14 protein-coding genes and 1 pseudogene are annotated in these 13,720 nt (G+C 38.9%); 6 read left to right on the forward strand and 9 right to left on the reverse strand.

Features of this window, described 5'->3' with window-relative positions:
* Both FTU72_RS10060 and FTU72_RS10065 read right to left on the reverse strand, forming a co-directional pair.
* Positions 1-131: pseudogene (locus FTU72_RS10060) on the reverse strand (IS5/IS1182 family transposase); the annotation flags it as partial.
* A 140-nt stretch (positions 132-271) separates the two neighbouring features.
* On the reverse strand, positions 272-478 hold the full coding sequence (locus FTU72_RS10065; protein WP_004782913.1) for a hypothetical protein: 207 nt from the start codon (positions 476-478) through the stop codon (positions 272-274).
* 244 nt (positions 479-722) lie between these two features.
* Between FTU72_RS10065 and FTU72_RS10070 the strand changes: the two genes are divergently transcribed.
* The 3 genes from FTU72_RS10070 (at position 723) to FTU72_RS10080 (ending at position 2,774) form a co-directional block, all read left to right on the forward strand.
* Complete coding sequence (locus FTU72_RS10070) at positions 723-1,472, forward strand: sulfite exporter TauE/SafE family protein (protein ID WP_180052790.1); 750 nt, start codon at positions 723-725, stop codon at positions 1,470-1,472.
* 84 nt (positions 1,473-1,556) lie between these two features.
* Positions 1,557-2,318 (forward strand): 3-oxoacyl-ACP reductase, encoded by a 762-nt coding sequence (locus tag FTU72_RS10075; RefSeq protein WP_180052789.1) that lies wholly within the window; start codon positions 1,557-1,559, stop codon positions 2,316-2,318.
* A 132-nt stretch (positions 2,319-2,450) separates the two neighbouring features.
* The gene (locus tag FTU72_RS10080; RefSeq protein ID WP_125278719.1) at positions 2,451-2,774 is read left to right on the forward strand and encodes a hypothetical protein; all 324 of its coding nucleotides are present in this window, start codon (positions 2,451-2,453) and stop codon (positions 2,772-2,774) included.
* 64 nt (positions 2,775-2,838) lie between these two features.
* Here FTU72_RS10080 and FTU72_RS10085 read toward each other — a convergent pair whose 3' ends face one another.
* On the reverse strand, positions 2,839-3,417 hold the full coding sequence (locus FTU72_RS10085) for a 1-acyl-sn-glycerol-3-phosphate acyltransferase (protein ID WP_125278720.1): 579 nt from the start codon (positions 3,415-3,417) through the stop codon (positions 2,839-2,841).
* Positions 3,418-3,725: 308 nt separating this feature from the next.
* On the opposite strand from FTU72_RS10085, the gene FTU72_RS10090 reads away from it, so the two are divergent.
* On the forward strand, positions 3,726-4,910 hold the full coding sequence (locus FTU72_RS10090) for a hypothetical protein (RefSeq protein ID WP_180052788.1): 1,185 nt from the start codon (positions 3,726-3,728) through the stop codon (positions 4,908-4,910).
* Between the two features lie 38 nt (positions 4,911-4,948).
* Here the strand turns inward: FTU72_RS10090 and FTU72_RS10095 are convergent, their stop codons facing one another.
* A complete protein-coding gene (locus FTU72_RS10095; protein ID WP_180052787.1) occupies positions 4,949-6,103 on the reverse strand; it encodes a helix-turn-helix transcriptional regulator in 1,155 nt (384 codons plus the stop codon).
* A 230-nt stretch (positions 6,104-6,333) separates the two neighbouring features.
* On the opposite strand from FTU72_RS10095, the gene FTU72_RS10100 reads away from it, so the two are divergent.
* Positions 6,334-6,840 carry a copper resistance protein NlpE gene (locus FTU72_RS10100; RefSeq protein WP_125278722.1) on the forward strand — a complete coding sequence of 169 codons (507 nt, stop codon included), beginning with the start codon at positions 6,334-6,336 and terminating at the stop codon, positions 6,838-6,840.
* A 70-nt stretch (positions 6,841-6,910) separates the two neighbouring features.
* Here the strand turns inward: FTU72_RS10100 and FTU72_RS10105 are convergent, their stop codons facing one another.
* On the reverse strand, positions 6,911-8,512 hold the full coding sequence (locus FTU72_RS10105) for a YadA C-terminal domain-containing protein (RefSeq protein ID WP_180052786.1): 1,602 nt from the start codon (positions 8,510-8,512) through the stop codon (positions 6,911-6,913).
* 510 nt (positions 8,513-9,022) lie between these two features.
* Here FTU72_RS10105 and FTU72_RS10110 point away from each other — a divergent pair.
* Positions 9,023-9,400 (forward strand): hypothetical protein, encoded by a 378-nt coding sequence (locus FTU72_RS10110; protein ID WP_179992096.1) that lies wholly within the window; start codon positions 9,023-9,025, stop codon positions 9,398-9,400.
* A 433-nt stretch (positions 9,401-9,833) separates the two neighbouring features.
* Here FTU72_RS10110 and groL read toward each other — a convergent pair whose 3' ends face one another.
* The 4 genes from groL to FTU72_RS10130 all read right to left on the reverse strand — a co-directional run bounded on the left by groL (position 9,834) and on the right by FTU72_RS10130 (position 13,702).
* Positions 9,834-11,468 (reverse strand): chaperonin GroEL, encoded by a 1,635-nt coding sequence (gene groL / locus FTU72_RS10115; RefSeq protein WP_005234685.1) that lies wholly within the window; start codon positions 11,466-11,468, stop codon positions 9,834-9,836.
* Positions 11,469-11,537: 69 nt separating this feature from the next.
* The gene (groES, locus tag FTU72_RS10120; protein ID WP_004646315.1) at positions 11,538-11,828 is read right to left on the reverse strand and encodes a co-chaperone GroES; all 291 of its coding nucleotides are present in this window, start codon (positions 11,826-11,828) and stop codon (positions 11,538-11,540) included.
* A 178-nt stretch (positions 11,829-12,006) separates the two neighbouring features.
* Positions 12,007-12,783: a metallophosphoesterase gene (locus FTU72_RS10125; RefSeq protein WP_180052785.1), complete on the reverse strand. Its 777-nt coding sequence runs from the start codon at positions 12,781-12,783 to the stop codon at positions 12,007-12,009.
* Entirely contained in the window at positions 12,764-13,702 is a 939-nt protein-coding gene (locus FTU72_RS10130) for a diacylglycerol kinase family protein (protein WP_180052784.1), read from the reverse strand. The genes FTU72_RS10125 and FTU72_RS10130 overlap by 20 nt, the downstream gene beginning before the upstream one ends.
* Positions 13,703-13,720: the final 18 nt, after the last annotated feature.

Genomic DNA, 13,720 nt, shown 5'->3' on the forward strand with positions numbered 1-13,720 from the left:
CAACCTGTCCTAATTCTATAGAGAATAGCTTCAATAAAATTGCGTAAATTTGAGTTGTGGTGAATGGATAAATTACGCAGAATAACTTTCAACTTTTGCCAGTGTTGATCTGTCAGCATGGTACGAGTCATAGCGAATAGTAAAATTGGGTTTGGCGATTTGATTTTACTACTTCGCTATTTTTTTAAGCTAAAAGTGTCAACACACCCTAAATACTTAAATAAAAAAGGATTCCTTAAAGGAAATCTTTTTTATAAATGGAAGGTAACGATTAACGATTACGACGCCAATCCCGATCGCCTCTGTCACGTTTCCAGTCACGATGATCTTTATGTTTTTTCCAGTCCTTATCACCACGATCCCGATCATAATGTCCATTACGATCATGATGACCGCGATAACCTTCATCCCAAGGATCAACCACACAGCCTGTTAGCGCTACTGCCAATACAGATGACAGTAATATCATTTTTTTCATGTTCATCACCTCTATACCGCACTCAATTAGTATCAAGTGATTTCATGAAGAGTACGCGGAGCCATTGTTGCACTCTTGTATGATTTTGTTCATTTTCCATACTTAATTAAAGGATTTGTCTCGGATTTAATAAAAATCATTTATGCATATTTACACTTAGATTCGCATAAATACAGCTAAGGATCTGCTTGGTTTTTCTAGCCATATTTTGAATACTACAAACTTTTCCAATATCCTGATTTTTATGACCTGGCTACTCTTTATTCTTGGTGCAATTATCGCAGGATTTGTACAGGGACTTACCGGTTTTGCTTTTGCATTAATTGCCATGTCATTCTGGGTATGGGGATTAAGTCCTCAACTTGCTGCGCCCTTAGTAGTTTTTGCCTCGGTGTGGAGTCACCTCATTTCATTATCCAATGAACCTAGACTTCCTCATCTGCACCGAACCTTATATCTACCTTATTTAATTGCTGGTCTGATCGGTGTCCCACTCGGCACCTGGTTACTGAATATCGTTGAGGCGAGTACTTTTCGTATTTTGCTTGGTATATTTCTCGTGATCTGGTGTCCACTGATGTTGCTTAATCCACAGATTAAATTGATTCAACATTCAGGTAAAACTGCGGATGCAGGGATTGGTTTGGTTGGCGGCATCTTAGGAGGTTTAGGGGGATTCTGTGGTTCTGTACCCTCTGCCTGGTTAATGCTGAAGCAACTGCCGAAAGAACAGCAGCGCTATATATTGCGTCATTTTAATTTTGCCATACAGGTGTTTACCTTAGCCGCCTATTTACTGCAAGGGACCTTAAATCAGACTCACCTCCCCTATATGGCGGTACTCATTCTGGCTGTAAGTATTCCCGCTATTTTAGGCGCACGTCTGTTTCATCAAATTTCAGAATTACGTTTTAAACAGATTGTCTTAGGCTTGCTCTTCAGCTCGGGCTGCTTTCTCCTGATCAAAGAAGGCATTGACTCATTTGCGCGATAGAGCAGCTCTAAAACCTTACATCACTTTGCTTTCAGCCCTATTGCTGTTATGTTAGCCCGAATGATTCTCAGGCGGATATAAGCAATGCAAATTCGTGATCAAATTATCCTTGTGACTGGTGGTGCCCGTGGATTGGGACTAGCCATTACCCAGCTCCTGATTCAGGAAGGTGCACGTGTGGTAGTAAATTACCATAGCAGCAAAACCCAAGCTGAAGCTTTGCAAAATCAGTATCCTGATCAGGTCTTTGCCTGTCAGGCAGATGTAACACAAGCTGATCAGGTAAAAGCTTTATTCACTGCCAGCAAGGCCCATTTTGGAGAAGCCATCCATTCCGTCATTAATAATGCGCTGGTGCAGTTTGAGTTTAATGGCGATGAGCGACCTAAAGTTGAAGATCTGACCTGGGAAAGCATGGCCCGTCAGTTTAGTGGAGCAGTTCAAGCCTGTTTAAATACGACGCAAGCTGCATTAGAAGATATGAAACAGGCACATTTTGGCCGTATCGTGAATATTGGGACTAACCTGGTTCAAAACCCTGTCGTTCCTTATCATGATTATACGACTGGGAAAGCGGCGCTATTGGCCTTTACCCGAACTACTGCGCAAGACCTGGGTCAGTATGGGGTTAACGTGAACATGCTTTCAGGCGGATTACTGCAAACCACGGATGCAAGTAAAGCAACGCCTGACTTTGTCTTTGACCTGATTGCTCAGTCCACTCCTCTGCGCCGCGTGATTACGCCTGAAGAATTTGCATCTGCTATTCTGATGTTCCTGTCACCTTATTCACGTGCAGTGACAGGTCAAAACCTGATTGTCGATGGCGGACTGGTTAAAGGTTAAAGATCGCCAAGGAAGAATGAGATTCTGAATTTTATTCTTCTATTTTTTGACCAGTTGTTGAATAAAACTACTTTTGCATAGCGCATTTACTTCTACAATAGTGCGCTCCCCATCAAAGTTCATCTATTTTCTATGAAACTCCTAACGGCATTGCTCAGTAGCATGTTACTGGCAGGTTGTATGTCCAATGATCTTAAAAAGTCAGAACAGCTTCTGCGAAACTTCAATTGTGCCAAGATTGATACAGCGCAAATGCCACACAGTAGTATGACGGATTATTATCAACACATGCTATACAGCAGCAAAACCAAGGTCGAATCTTATATTGAGCAATATCATCAAGGAGAAGAGCTTTTTGACCTGCCTTTATATGAAGTGGTAGAACAGCAATACAATCTTTATAAAGATGCCTGCCAGAATCTGGGGGGAATTTTATCTGAAGAGAATCAAAATTAAATTCGGTATTTATATATCGTACAGAAAAGCAGAGTCCATCCCTCTGCTTTTATTTTTCCTGAAATTAAAAATAGCGTTGATCAATACTGAATTTTTCAGGAAATTTAGGTTCAATATTGGCATAGAACGTCATGATCTCAGCCATATCCTGTTCATAATTTCCTGTTGGATAAATGATTTTACCTACGCCCGCTTCTTTTTTTGCATAATCCATATAAGCCAGCGCAATTGGCACACCCGCATTGATCGCCACATGATAAAAACCGGTTTTCCATTGTTCCTGACGGGCACGTGTGCCTTCCGGTGTAACCAGCATCACTAGTTTAGGATGCTCTTTAAATAGACCTGTCATGACCTGAACCATGCTTGGACGTGGCTCACCCGGTTGTTTGGGACGACGGTCAATACCAATTCCACCCATTGCACGTACAAAAGGCCCAAATGGAAATTTCATATAGCTGTCTTTAATGGTCAGACGCACATTCACTTTTAATGCCTTTAAGGCCAAACGTGCATATAGTGCATCCCAGTTACTGGTATGTGGCGCTGCAATCATCACACATTGATCAAGGTCTTCGGGCCATTGGTCATCGGTTTTCCAGCCCATTAAATTTAAAGTTTTCTCAGCTAAATTTTCAAACACAGCTACATCACAATCATTATCAAAATTTCGCCACAGTCTAACAATGCAGCAGAATATAGATAGTGCATCCTGATCAATAAAACATCAATTAATATATATTTGTATTTTTAAGCTTTAGGAAGAATTTCAATTTATTGTTATTTGAATATTTCTTCTTTCACTACCTATTGCAAGCTCACTCTTTTAAGCAAATAGTGAGTTCAATTTATTTTACTGATTTATATATTTTTCCATCCTAATTTTAGGATATGTCGATTTTAGCTTTCTTTCTATACTTCGCTGACATAATAAATTTCAGGAAGATTTTCATGAAAAAGACTTTAATTTGTCTTGCCTTAGCGGGGTTACTTACAGCATGTGGCGGTTCAGATAATGATCGTACAGAGGGTTCATCACCTGTTCCACCTACAGCTCCGGTCGGGACCGAAACTGGTGTACTGACAGATGGAATTATCTCAGGGGTAACATATATCACCAGCAGCGGTGCGGAAGGGGTTACTAATGAAAAAGGTGAATTTAAATTTAATGATGGAGAAAAGGTTAAATTCCTGATTGGTGACGTACAACTAGGTCAAGAAATTGAAGCGAAAGAACGTGTTACTCCGTTAGATTTAGCACAAACTGAAAATGCACGTACCAATCTGATGGTGCTTTTACAGTCTTTAGATACAGATAGTAATCATGACAATGGGATTAGCATCAGTACTGAAGCTGCTAATGCCCTTCTTAATAAAAGTTTAGATTTTTCTAAGGCCCCTACAGCATTTGCTACAGACGTGGTATCAACAGGCGTAGTTACCACAGAAAAATTGATTACACCTGAAAAAGCTGCAGAAAACTTCCAGTCAACTTTCTATAAAGATATTGCCGGTACTTGGGAAATTGGCCGTAATGCAAACAGCGCTGTTCTAATCCATATTTTAGAAGATGGCCGTTATGCCTTAGGTCAAGCAGAAGCTGCTGATGGTGATGGAACGCCTGGCATTGAAACTGGAGAGTTAAACTGGAATGCAACTACCAGTGTAATTTCACCGCGTATTATTCAAGACAGTAATGGTGAATGGGGACTCTCACATCCTGCAGGAGGCAAACCTTATACGTTAAACTATGATGGAACGACCTTAATTCTGACAGAACCGGGGATCAATACCGAATACCGTTTAAGCCGCGTCAAACAGTCTGCTAATGGTCTGGTAGGTGCTTGGAGATTTAGTGACACCCATTTATTTGCCTTCTTTGACACAAACTATTATTTCTTCCTGGACACTGAAGGCGGAGATGATTGTGGCTGGCCTGGAATTGAATATGGCAAATTTACTCTTTCAGGTAATACACTCACAACCACTGAAGTTTTATTCGATACCAATGAATGTGGCGGATTACAAGACAGTTCCGATGGCAGCAAGACCATTGCAAACGTCAATGTAACGGCTGAAACTCTGATCTTGCACCCACAAGGTGAAGGTCCTGTAACATTACAGCGCGTTAGATAATGAGCATAGCCTACCTAAAGAATTATCTTTAGGTAGGTTTAATTAATATGTTCAAAATGAATCGTACATCCCATCAATAAGTGCATCAGCTCAATTTGTGAAGTGCAGTCAGTTTTTTCATAAATATTCTTAAAATAAGTTCGTACTGAACTTAAAGTGATCCCACATTTTGTCGCAATTTCTTCTAATTTATAGCCATTGATTAAAAGCTCACACAAATCAAATTCACGTTTCGACAGTTGATATGCTTGCTGCAAATAAGCTCTAGATAATGAATAATGCCTGTTTTTGTCTGTCATAAATACGGCAATCTGATGCTGAGCTTCAGAAAATTGCTGCATCTTTTTTAATCTTTTAAAAGGCACAATAGTGAGCATCAATTGCTGTCCTTTAGAATCCTGCACAGCCAAGACCCCACCTATTTCACTCGACATACTGGTATCTTCCAGCAAAGCACTGGACAGCAATCTGTCCAGACGTTCCTGATCACCTACCAGTGTTTTTAGGCGGTTATGCATATCCATTTCCAGACATGTTGAAGCTTCAATCATGCTTTGTGCCAGTGGATTTGAATAAGACAGCTTGAGATCCTGATCCAACAAAATAATACCGATTTTTAAACAGTCTAATACGGTATATAAGCTGATATTGTCTTGTTGTACCAAACTGATTTGCCGATGAATCTGTAAAGAGCGACGCAAATGTATGCCGATCCGTTTGAGAAAATTCAGTTCAGCTGCTTCAAAACCTTGAGTGTGTGGAGCACGATGTAGTCCCATGACTGCCCAGCGATAGTTTCCTCTGTCCAGCAATACTCCCGCCATATACCCTATCCCTGTAGGCTTAAGGCATTTTTCATAAAAAATATACTGTTCTGTTCCAGGTTGATCCGCATAATGACGGCAGTCCTGATTAAGTGCCTCCCCCATATCAATTTCATTCCATAAAGGCATATGCAGCTTCATGTCAATGACCCGAATCCGTTCATCCTGATAAGCAGCCAGACTTTCTTCCGGGATATTGTAAGTATAAACAAAGTCATAGGCGGGATTGAATTGATCAAGACCGGTAAAAATTGCACTATGACTCTGGGTATATTGCACAATATCCTGAATGACCTCTAGCCATAAAGCAGGCAATAAAGCAGCATCATATATTTTCGCGATGATATTATTTTCCTGTTCTGCTTTCATGACCGCTCTTATTAATAATTATTTCTATCAAATCATAACCTTAAGGTTTATAAAATAAAACTAAAGAAAACCTATCGCTTATTTTGTATTTTAATTATCTTAGTTTCTCATCTACATATATTTAATCCGTTTCACTTAACGAATCAATTTTTAACAAGATCTCTCTGTATATTGATAGCTCATACTTTTAATGTAAATCCTAATACAGAAGAACAAGAGGATGATCTTCAATGAAAAAAATATTATGGCCTGCTTTATTGGTAGTAACAGTTACTAGTTTAAGTGCATGTTCTAAACAGAATGACCGCGATATGGCCAGTGCAGATACTCAATCTAATACCACAAATGCTCCTGTTACTACAGAGACTACAAATAGTCAAAGCAATATGAGTACTGAGATGAGCAGTAATGCCACTGCCAACTCAAACTGGGCAGGTGAATATGAAGGTGTTTTCCCGTGTGCTGACTGCGAAGGTATTAAAGTTGAACTAGATCTTAATCCTGACAAAACTTATGAATTGAGTGAGGAATATTTAGGTAAAACTGGAAATAATGAAACTGAAACCAAAGGTAGCTTCACTTTCGATCCTCAACAACCTTCTATTATCGTCCTAGATGGAAAAGCTGAAAACCGGAAGTTTTATGTAGGTGATAATTTCGTTGAAGCTCGTGATATAGAAACAGGTAAGGAAATACAGAGTAATCTGAATTATAAATTAGTTAAAAAATCACCTTAATCATTTTGTAACTTAATAAAAAATCCCCACAAAAGCGGGGATTTTTTATTTCAACTATGTTGAGGGTAAATTATTTACCGCCAAACACATATGAAACACCTACACGGCCACCAACTTCGTTACCGCCAGCGAAACCAAGAGCAGCACTTAGAGAAGTACGGCCATCAGCGAATACGCTTGCAACACCTAAAGCACCGGCAGTTTCACCTTCATAGTGACCTACACCACCGAATACTGCGAATTGACCAGCACCGATGTTAGGAATTTGTTGTTGAGCAGCTAAAGCAATTGCAACACCACGGTAAGCAGTTTGCTCTACGTCATCAATACGGCTGTTCAAACGAGCTGCTGTAGAATTGAATTGAGTTAAACGAGAATCAACTTCCACTAGAGCAGCATCAACTTTAGCATCAACAGCTTTAGAAGTTTCTTCTAAGTAGCCTTTCACAGAAGTTTTTGAACCAGTAGCAGCGTCAACAAAAGCGATGTCACCAGTGGTTTCAATACCAGCTGCAGTTACAGTTGTAAATTGATCTGCTTTACCAGTTTCAGTTTTAGCAACAGTTAAACCGTATACATTATTAGCATTTTGATCTGCACCAATAATACCAGTAGTTACTGATTGAGCAGTTTCGACACGGTTAGCATTAGCACCACCGATTGTATATTCTGTACCAGCTGCTAAAACACTACCTACATCAGCATTACCAACTGTAATAGTATTAGCATTGTCATAAGAAACTTTAGACTCGCCATATTTTACATTTTGAGCACCAACAAATGCTTGATTTGTTTTGATTTCAGTTTTTGAATCGCTAAAACCTGTTGCTGCACCAGCTCCAATTAGCGCCAAGTCACCAGCATCAGTAGTTTCAGTCAAAGATCCTTTTTCACCAACGTTATAGAATTTACCAGCAACTTCAATAACTTTAATATCTGTACCAGTACCGTAAGCTTTCACTTCTTGGTTTGGAGTTTCTACACCAGTAATTTTAGTTTCTGTTACCAGACCTTTATCAAGATCAACTACTACATTAGGATTAAGCGTATTTACTTCATGAACTAGACCTAAACCTTTTGAAGTAAGCGCTGAACCTGATACCACAGAAGAAACGAGGTTTTCATCTTGATCATAAGTATCAACCCCATCAACAACAGCTACACCAACACTATTTTCACTGATGTCACCAGCTGTAAATTCTTGATATTCTGATTTTTTAAGGTAGTCATATCCTGGTACAGTAATATCAGCTAAAATTTTCTCTTCAGTATCAGCTTCAGGCGCAGTAATTGTACCCTCAAGTGATGTTTTGCCGCCTTCATTAAAAACGATAGTGTCTTTCCATTTACCAGCATAGATTGTTTCTGCTGTATAACCACCAGAAATAGTTTCTTCTTCTTCTACACCGATTTCTTGAGAAGAGTCAACCAGACCACCACGTAATAGGTTACTGTATGCAGAAGCATCACCTTCAAACTTAACAAAACCTTCGCCAGTTAAAGTATACGCTACATCATTGATTTTGTAGATAACATCAGTAGCATCGATATCAGTAGTTTTACCATACTGGTAAACTGGTGTTTTACCTTTTACAGGTGTAACTTCTGCTGCTGTTACTGCTACAGCTGAAATAGAAAGAGCTACAGCTAAGAGAGTTTTCTGGAATTTCATATAAATTTCCTTCAATTTTTATAAAAAGACTGGCCTACCCTAGGATCATGTAAACCAGCAAAACTGTTACGAATGCGTGGTTAAAAGGGAATTACGCCATTCATACCCCACCGCCACCGCGGTCCTGAGGCAATAATATACAAAACATAACAAATTTATCAATCAAAATTTGATTTATTTTTTAAATATTAATTTATCTATTATGTTTAATATTAATTTATATGTATAACTTTATGTTTTTATTGCATATATAATTGGATTATAATCATCAACTAAAAGTTTATGTTGTTAGAATTATTTACTAATATTTGAATTAAGCTGAGCTAAATAAATTTGATTTAAGAAATAAAGAAAATTCATTACAAATAATTACAACAAGTTATCTTAAATAAAGTTGTTACAATTGAAATATTTTCGAAGTTTTCTTAAAATTAGGCTCTGAAACATTGTAGTATTTAAAATACTTTTTAAGGCTAGGCTTAAAAGTATAGGAATAGATAGAAGGAATTTATGAGCAGCCAAAAAGAAAAAAATCTATTTGCTGAACGGCTGAAAAGTGCTTTAACAAATGCAAGACATCCTATAAGTCCTACTTATTTATCAAAAGAATTTAATTATCGTTATGACGGTCCAGCTATTTCAGTACAGTCAGCAAATAACTGGTTGTTAGGAAAGGCAATTCCTAGCCAAGATAAATTGGCAATACTCGCAATTTGGCTTAATGTTTCCAACCAATGGTTAAGATTTGGAGACCATGATTTTAATCCTGCCCCTCAAGTTTCAGAACATGATACTGAAGATTTGGATTATTATTTAAAGTTTCGCTCTTTAAAAAATACCCAGAAAGATATTATTAAAAAGTTGATTGATGAATTTAATCAATTGTAATCTTTTGAGTGAAGTAAGCTAATAGCTTTCTATGTTCATATTCACTTTTCTTTAAACGATCTTCATACTCTCTTAATTTTCGGTATAAAGATTTTAATTCACATTTACTCACCAATACCAGTTCAGAATGATCCTCTGAACTTTTCCCCTCATTATTTATAACTGTACTGTTCATATAGCCGCATATCAATTATATTTTGATTAAATGATAAATCAAAACTTTACATAAACCAAGCCTAAAAATATTACAAAAGTAAACATTTTTCATTTATTTAAAAAAAATTGAATACTTCATCAATCATTTATGACTATAAGTCAACTTAAGTCTCAAATTCTACTATATTTTACACGAAAATCTCACTTTTATTTTATTTAAAATTAAAAAAATCCCCGCAAAAGCGGGGATTTTTTGAGCATATAATCGGGTAATGAATTACATCATACCGCCCATTCCACCCATGCCGCCCATATCAGGCATCGCTGGTTTTTCTTCTGGGATTTCAGTAATCATACATTCTGTTGTTAACATCAAGCCAGCAACAGAAGCTGCATGCTCAAGTGCAGAACGAGTTACTTTCGCAGGGTCAAGAATACCCATTTCCAGCATGTCGCCATATTCACCTGTCGCAGCGTTATAACCATAGTTACCTTCACCGTTCTTCACAGCATTGATCACTACAGATGGCTCATCACCAGCATTGGCTACGATTTGACGAAGTGGCGCTTCAATCGCACGACGAAGAATGTTGATACCTACGTTTTGGTCATCGTTAGCACCAGTCAGACCATCAAGTGCAGATGCAGCACGTACCAGTGCAACACCACCACCCGCAACAACACCTTCTTCAACCGCAGCACGAGTTGCGTGAAGCGCATCATCCACACGGTCTTTCTTCTCTTTCATTTCAACTTCAGTTGCAGCACCGATTTTAATCACTGCTACACCGCCTGCTAGTTTAGCAACGCGTTCTTGAAGTTTTTCTTTGTCATATTCAGAAGTAGATTCTTCGATTTGTGCACGGATTTGTTGTACACGTTCAGAAATCTGATTTGCATCACCAGCACCATCAACAATCACTGTATTTTCTTTAGATACAGTTACTTTGTGGGCAGTACCTAAGTGTTCTAGTGAAGTTTGATCTAACTGCATACCGATTTCTTCAGAAATTACAGTACCACCAGTCAGGATCGCGATATCTTGAAGCATTGCTTTACGACGGTCACCAAAACCAGGTGCTTTAACAGCACATACTTTGATAATGCCGCGCATGTTGTTTACTACAAGTGTAGCCAACGCTTCGCCTTCAACATCTTCAGCAATGATAAGAAGAGGCTTACCAGTTTTCGCAACCGCTTCCAAAACAGTGATCAATTCACGGATGTTGCTGATTTTTTTGTCAACCAATAGGATGTATGGGTTTTCAAGTTCAGCAGTCAACGTATCTTGTTTGTTTGCGAAGTACGGAGAGATATAACCGCGGTCAAACTGCATACCTTCTACAACATCAAGCGAATCTTCAAAGCCTGAACCTTCCTCAACAGTGATTACGCCTTCTTTGCCTACTTTTTCCATTGCTTGTGCAATCAGAGAACCAACAGTGGTGTCAGAGTTTGCAGAAATCGAACCGACTTGCTCAATCGCTTTAGAATCAGAAGCTGGTTTTGCAGTTTGTTTAATATTTTCAACAACAGTTTTCACTGCAAGGTCGATACCGCGTTTCAGATCCATTGGGTTCATACCCGCAGTTACTGACTTGATCCCTTCGTTCAGGATTGCTTGAGCCAATACAGTTGCAGTTGTTGTACCGTCACCTGCGATATCATTGGTTTTTGAAGAAACTTCACGAACCAGTTGCGCACCCATGTTTTCGAATTTGTCTTTCAGGGTAATTTCTTTCGCAACAGATACACCATCTTTAGTAATGTGCGGTGCACCGAAAGAACGGTCGATTACAACGTTACGGCCTTTAGGACCTAAAGTCACTTTCACCGCATCTGCAAGGATGTTCACACCAGCGATCATTTTTGAACGAGCTGAATCACCAAATTTTACGTCTTTAGCTGACATATTTGACTCCGAATATTGTTATATCTTTACAAAATCTGAATTGGAATGAGTAAAACGATCTGGCGCAGATTAAGCTTCTAATACTGCCAGAATGTCAGACTCTTTCATGATTAAAAGTTCTTCGCCGTTTACTTTTACAGTTGTACCTGCATAAGTACCGAACAATACTTTGTCGCCAACTTTTACGTCTAACGCGCGTACGCCATTGTCAGTGATTTGACCATTACCAACTGCAATGATTTCACCTTGTGCAGGTTTTTCAGCAGCAGAACCTGGAAGTAAGATGCCCCCAGCTGTTTTTGTTTCTTCTTCAACACGACGAATAACAACGCGGTCATGTAATGGACGAATGTTGCTCATAAATAACTCCATCAGACTAAGTCTTTTTTAGATCACCGATGACGACTTATTTATTCCATTGGTCATCATCAAAATTTTTTGATGTCCTTTTTATGGAGATGGAATAAAACGCTTCAAGGGCAAAAATGAAAAAAAATTGGTTTTTTTTTAATTTTTTGATGGATTGCGTATTTTTTGTCTATTTATTTATGGGATCAGGCTGTGGAACAAAGGTTTTTAACTGTTCATCAAAACAATATTGCGTAATTTTTCCTGTTTCATCAATTGCATTAAAGCTATTCGGCTGATTCTTATGGAGCCGATGTGACGCAGAAGTCCCTGCATGTACATCATAAACCGGATGATTTCCTCCCAATTCGAATATACGGTTCAAATCATAGACTGCGGTACGATGCAAATGCCCATGCAATACAGCAAACAGACCATGTTGCGACCAGGACTCCAATGCAATTTTGGCCATCAGGGGAATATCCTTAAACCCCCGCCTATTCTGAAATGGCACATAAAAAGGTTGATGACTGACAATAATCTTAATTTTGGAAGCAGGTGCCTGCTGTAGTTTCAGGTCAATCCTTTGAATCTGCTCAAGGGATAAATGGCCTTTGGTATGATATCGACGTCTAATCGAATTTACCCCGATCAGATAAAAATGTTCAGTTTCTAAAACAGGCTCGAGTTCACCGAAAAATAATTGATAACGGGTAAATGGAGTAAATAGCCGATTCCATAAATGATAAAGCGGAATGTCATGATTCCCTGGTATCACCAGATAAGGCGTATTCAACTGATCCAGAAACCGTTTACATGCAAAGAACTGCCCTAAACGTGCTCGCTGGGTGAGATCGCCGCTGACTACCACCGCTTCCAGTGCATGATCCCGACAAAATTGCTGGATGGCTTCCAAACATTCAGGTCTTTCTGTACCAAAATGTAGATCAGAGAGATGCAGAATCATGCGGCACCATTACACTTAAACTATTTTTTAAAACTGAAATATTTAACGGTGGTGTCATTTCTACCGTTTCTCCATCTATAGCTACCATTAATTTCTTACGTTTAGACTCAATTCGCACCTGATCTGCAGCAAAACTATAGACATCGGAGGCTTCATCAATTTTGCCCCGAATTAACTGATATACCAGCTTGAATAACGTCAGCTTGTCACTTTTAGAGACCACAACCCCAGCCACCTTCCCTTGCTCAGCAGCTTGGGCAATCCGCATTTTCATGTCTGCTAACTGTAGTGGATTATTGCCAAAGAAAATCAGTGGAGTTTTGACCGGATATTTCTTCTGATCTACCCAGATTTCCAGTTTTAATTCTTTACGGTCACGAATCAACACATCGAGTGCTGAGGTATAGGCATGTAAAGGGAAACGGCCAAATATGCGATTATAGTCTTCACGTTTTTTAATAAATAAGGGATATAAGCCCAGACTAGCATTGTTCAGGTAGATTTCCTGATTGATGCGTGCCACATGGATACGTTTGGTTTGACCCGTTGCAATGACTTGTGCGGCTTCAACCAAATCTAAGGGAATATCCAGCAATCTTGCCGCATAGTTAAAAGTACCTAGAGGCAATATTCCGACTGGAATATCAGTTTCAAGCAGGTGTTTGGCGACTGAATTGAGCGTTCCATCTCCTCCTGCTGCCACGACCACACCATGATCCGGCGATTGTTGATGCCGTTGCAGCACTTCAGCAATGACTTTTTTGAACTGTTCTGGATCGTTGATTTCAAAGGCTTTAGTCTCAAAATCATGCGCTGCAAAAATATCTAGTAATTGCTCATATTTTTCTTGTTGGTCGAATAGACGGAAACCAGAATTATGATTATAAATAATGGATAAGGGTTTAGATTGATTAGACATTTTTTACACAGATTGATG

The sequence above is a fragment of the Acinetobacter sp. YH12137 genome (assembly GCF_013418535.1).
GTDB lineage: Bacteria > Pseudomonadota > Gammaproteobacteria > Pseudomonadales > Moraxellaceae > Acinetobacter.

Coding starts and splice junctions, on each gene's coding strand:
- groL (WP_005234685.1), bottom strand. CDS start 11,468: ATGTCAGCTAAAGACGTAAAATTTGGTGATTCAGCTCGTTCAAAAATG.
- FTU72_RS10125 (WP_180052785.1), bottom strand. CDS start 12,783: ATGATTCTGCATCTCTCTGATCTACATTTTGGTACAGAAAGACCTGAA.
- FTU72_RS10130 (WP_180052784.1), bottom strand. CDS start 13,702: ATGTCTAATCAATCTAAACCCTTATCCATTATTTATAATCATAATTCT.
- FTU72_RS10070 (WP_180052790.1), top strand. CDS start 723: ATGACCTGGCTACTCTTTATTCTTGGTGCAATTATCGCAGGATTTGTA.
- FTU72_RS10110 (WP_179992096.1), top strand. CDS start 9,023: ATGAGCAGCCAAAAAGAAAAAAATCTATTTGCTGAACGGCTGAAAAGT.
- FTU72_RS10090 (WP_180052788.1), top strand. CDS start 3,726: ATGAAAAAGACTTTAATTTGTCTTGCCTTAGCGGGGTTACTTACAGCA.
- FTU72_RS10095 (WP_180052787.1), bottom strand. CDS start 6,103: ATGAAAGCAGAACAGGAAAATAATATCATCGCGAAAATATATGATGCT.
- groES (WP_004646315.1), bottom strand. CDS start 11,828: ATGAGCAACATTCGTCCATTACATGACCGCGTTGTTATTCGTCGTGTT.
- FTU72_RS10100 (WP_125278722.1), top strand. CDS start 6,334: ATGAAAAAAATATTATGGCCTGCTTTATTGGTAGTAACAGTTACTAGT.
- FTU72_RS10075 (WP_180052789.1), top strand. CDS start 1,557: ATGCAAATTCGTGATCAAATTATCCTTGTGACTGGTGGTGCCCGTGGA.
- FTU72_RS10065 (WP_004782913.1), bottom strand. CDS start 478: ATGAAAAAAATGATATTACTGTCATCTGTATTGGCAGTAGCGCTAACA.
- FTU72_RS10080 (WP_125278719.1), top strand. CDS start 2,451: ATGAAACTCCTAACGGCATTGCTCAGTAGCATGTTACTGGCAGGTTGT.
- FTU72_RS10105 (WP_180052786.1), bottom strand. CDS start 8,512: ATGAAATTCCAGAAAACTCTCTTAGCTGTAGCTCTTTCTATTTCAGCT.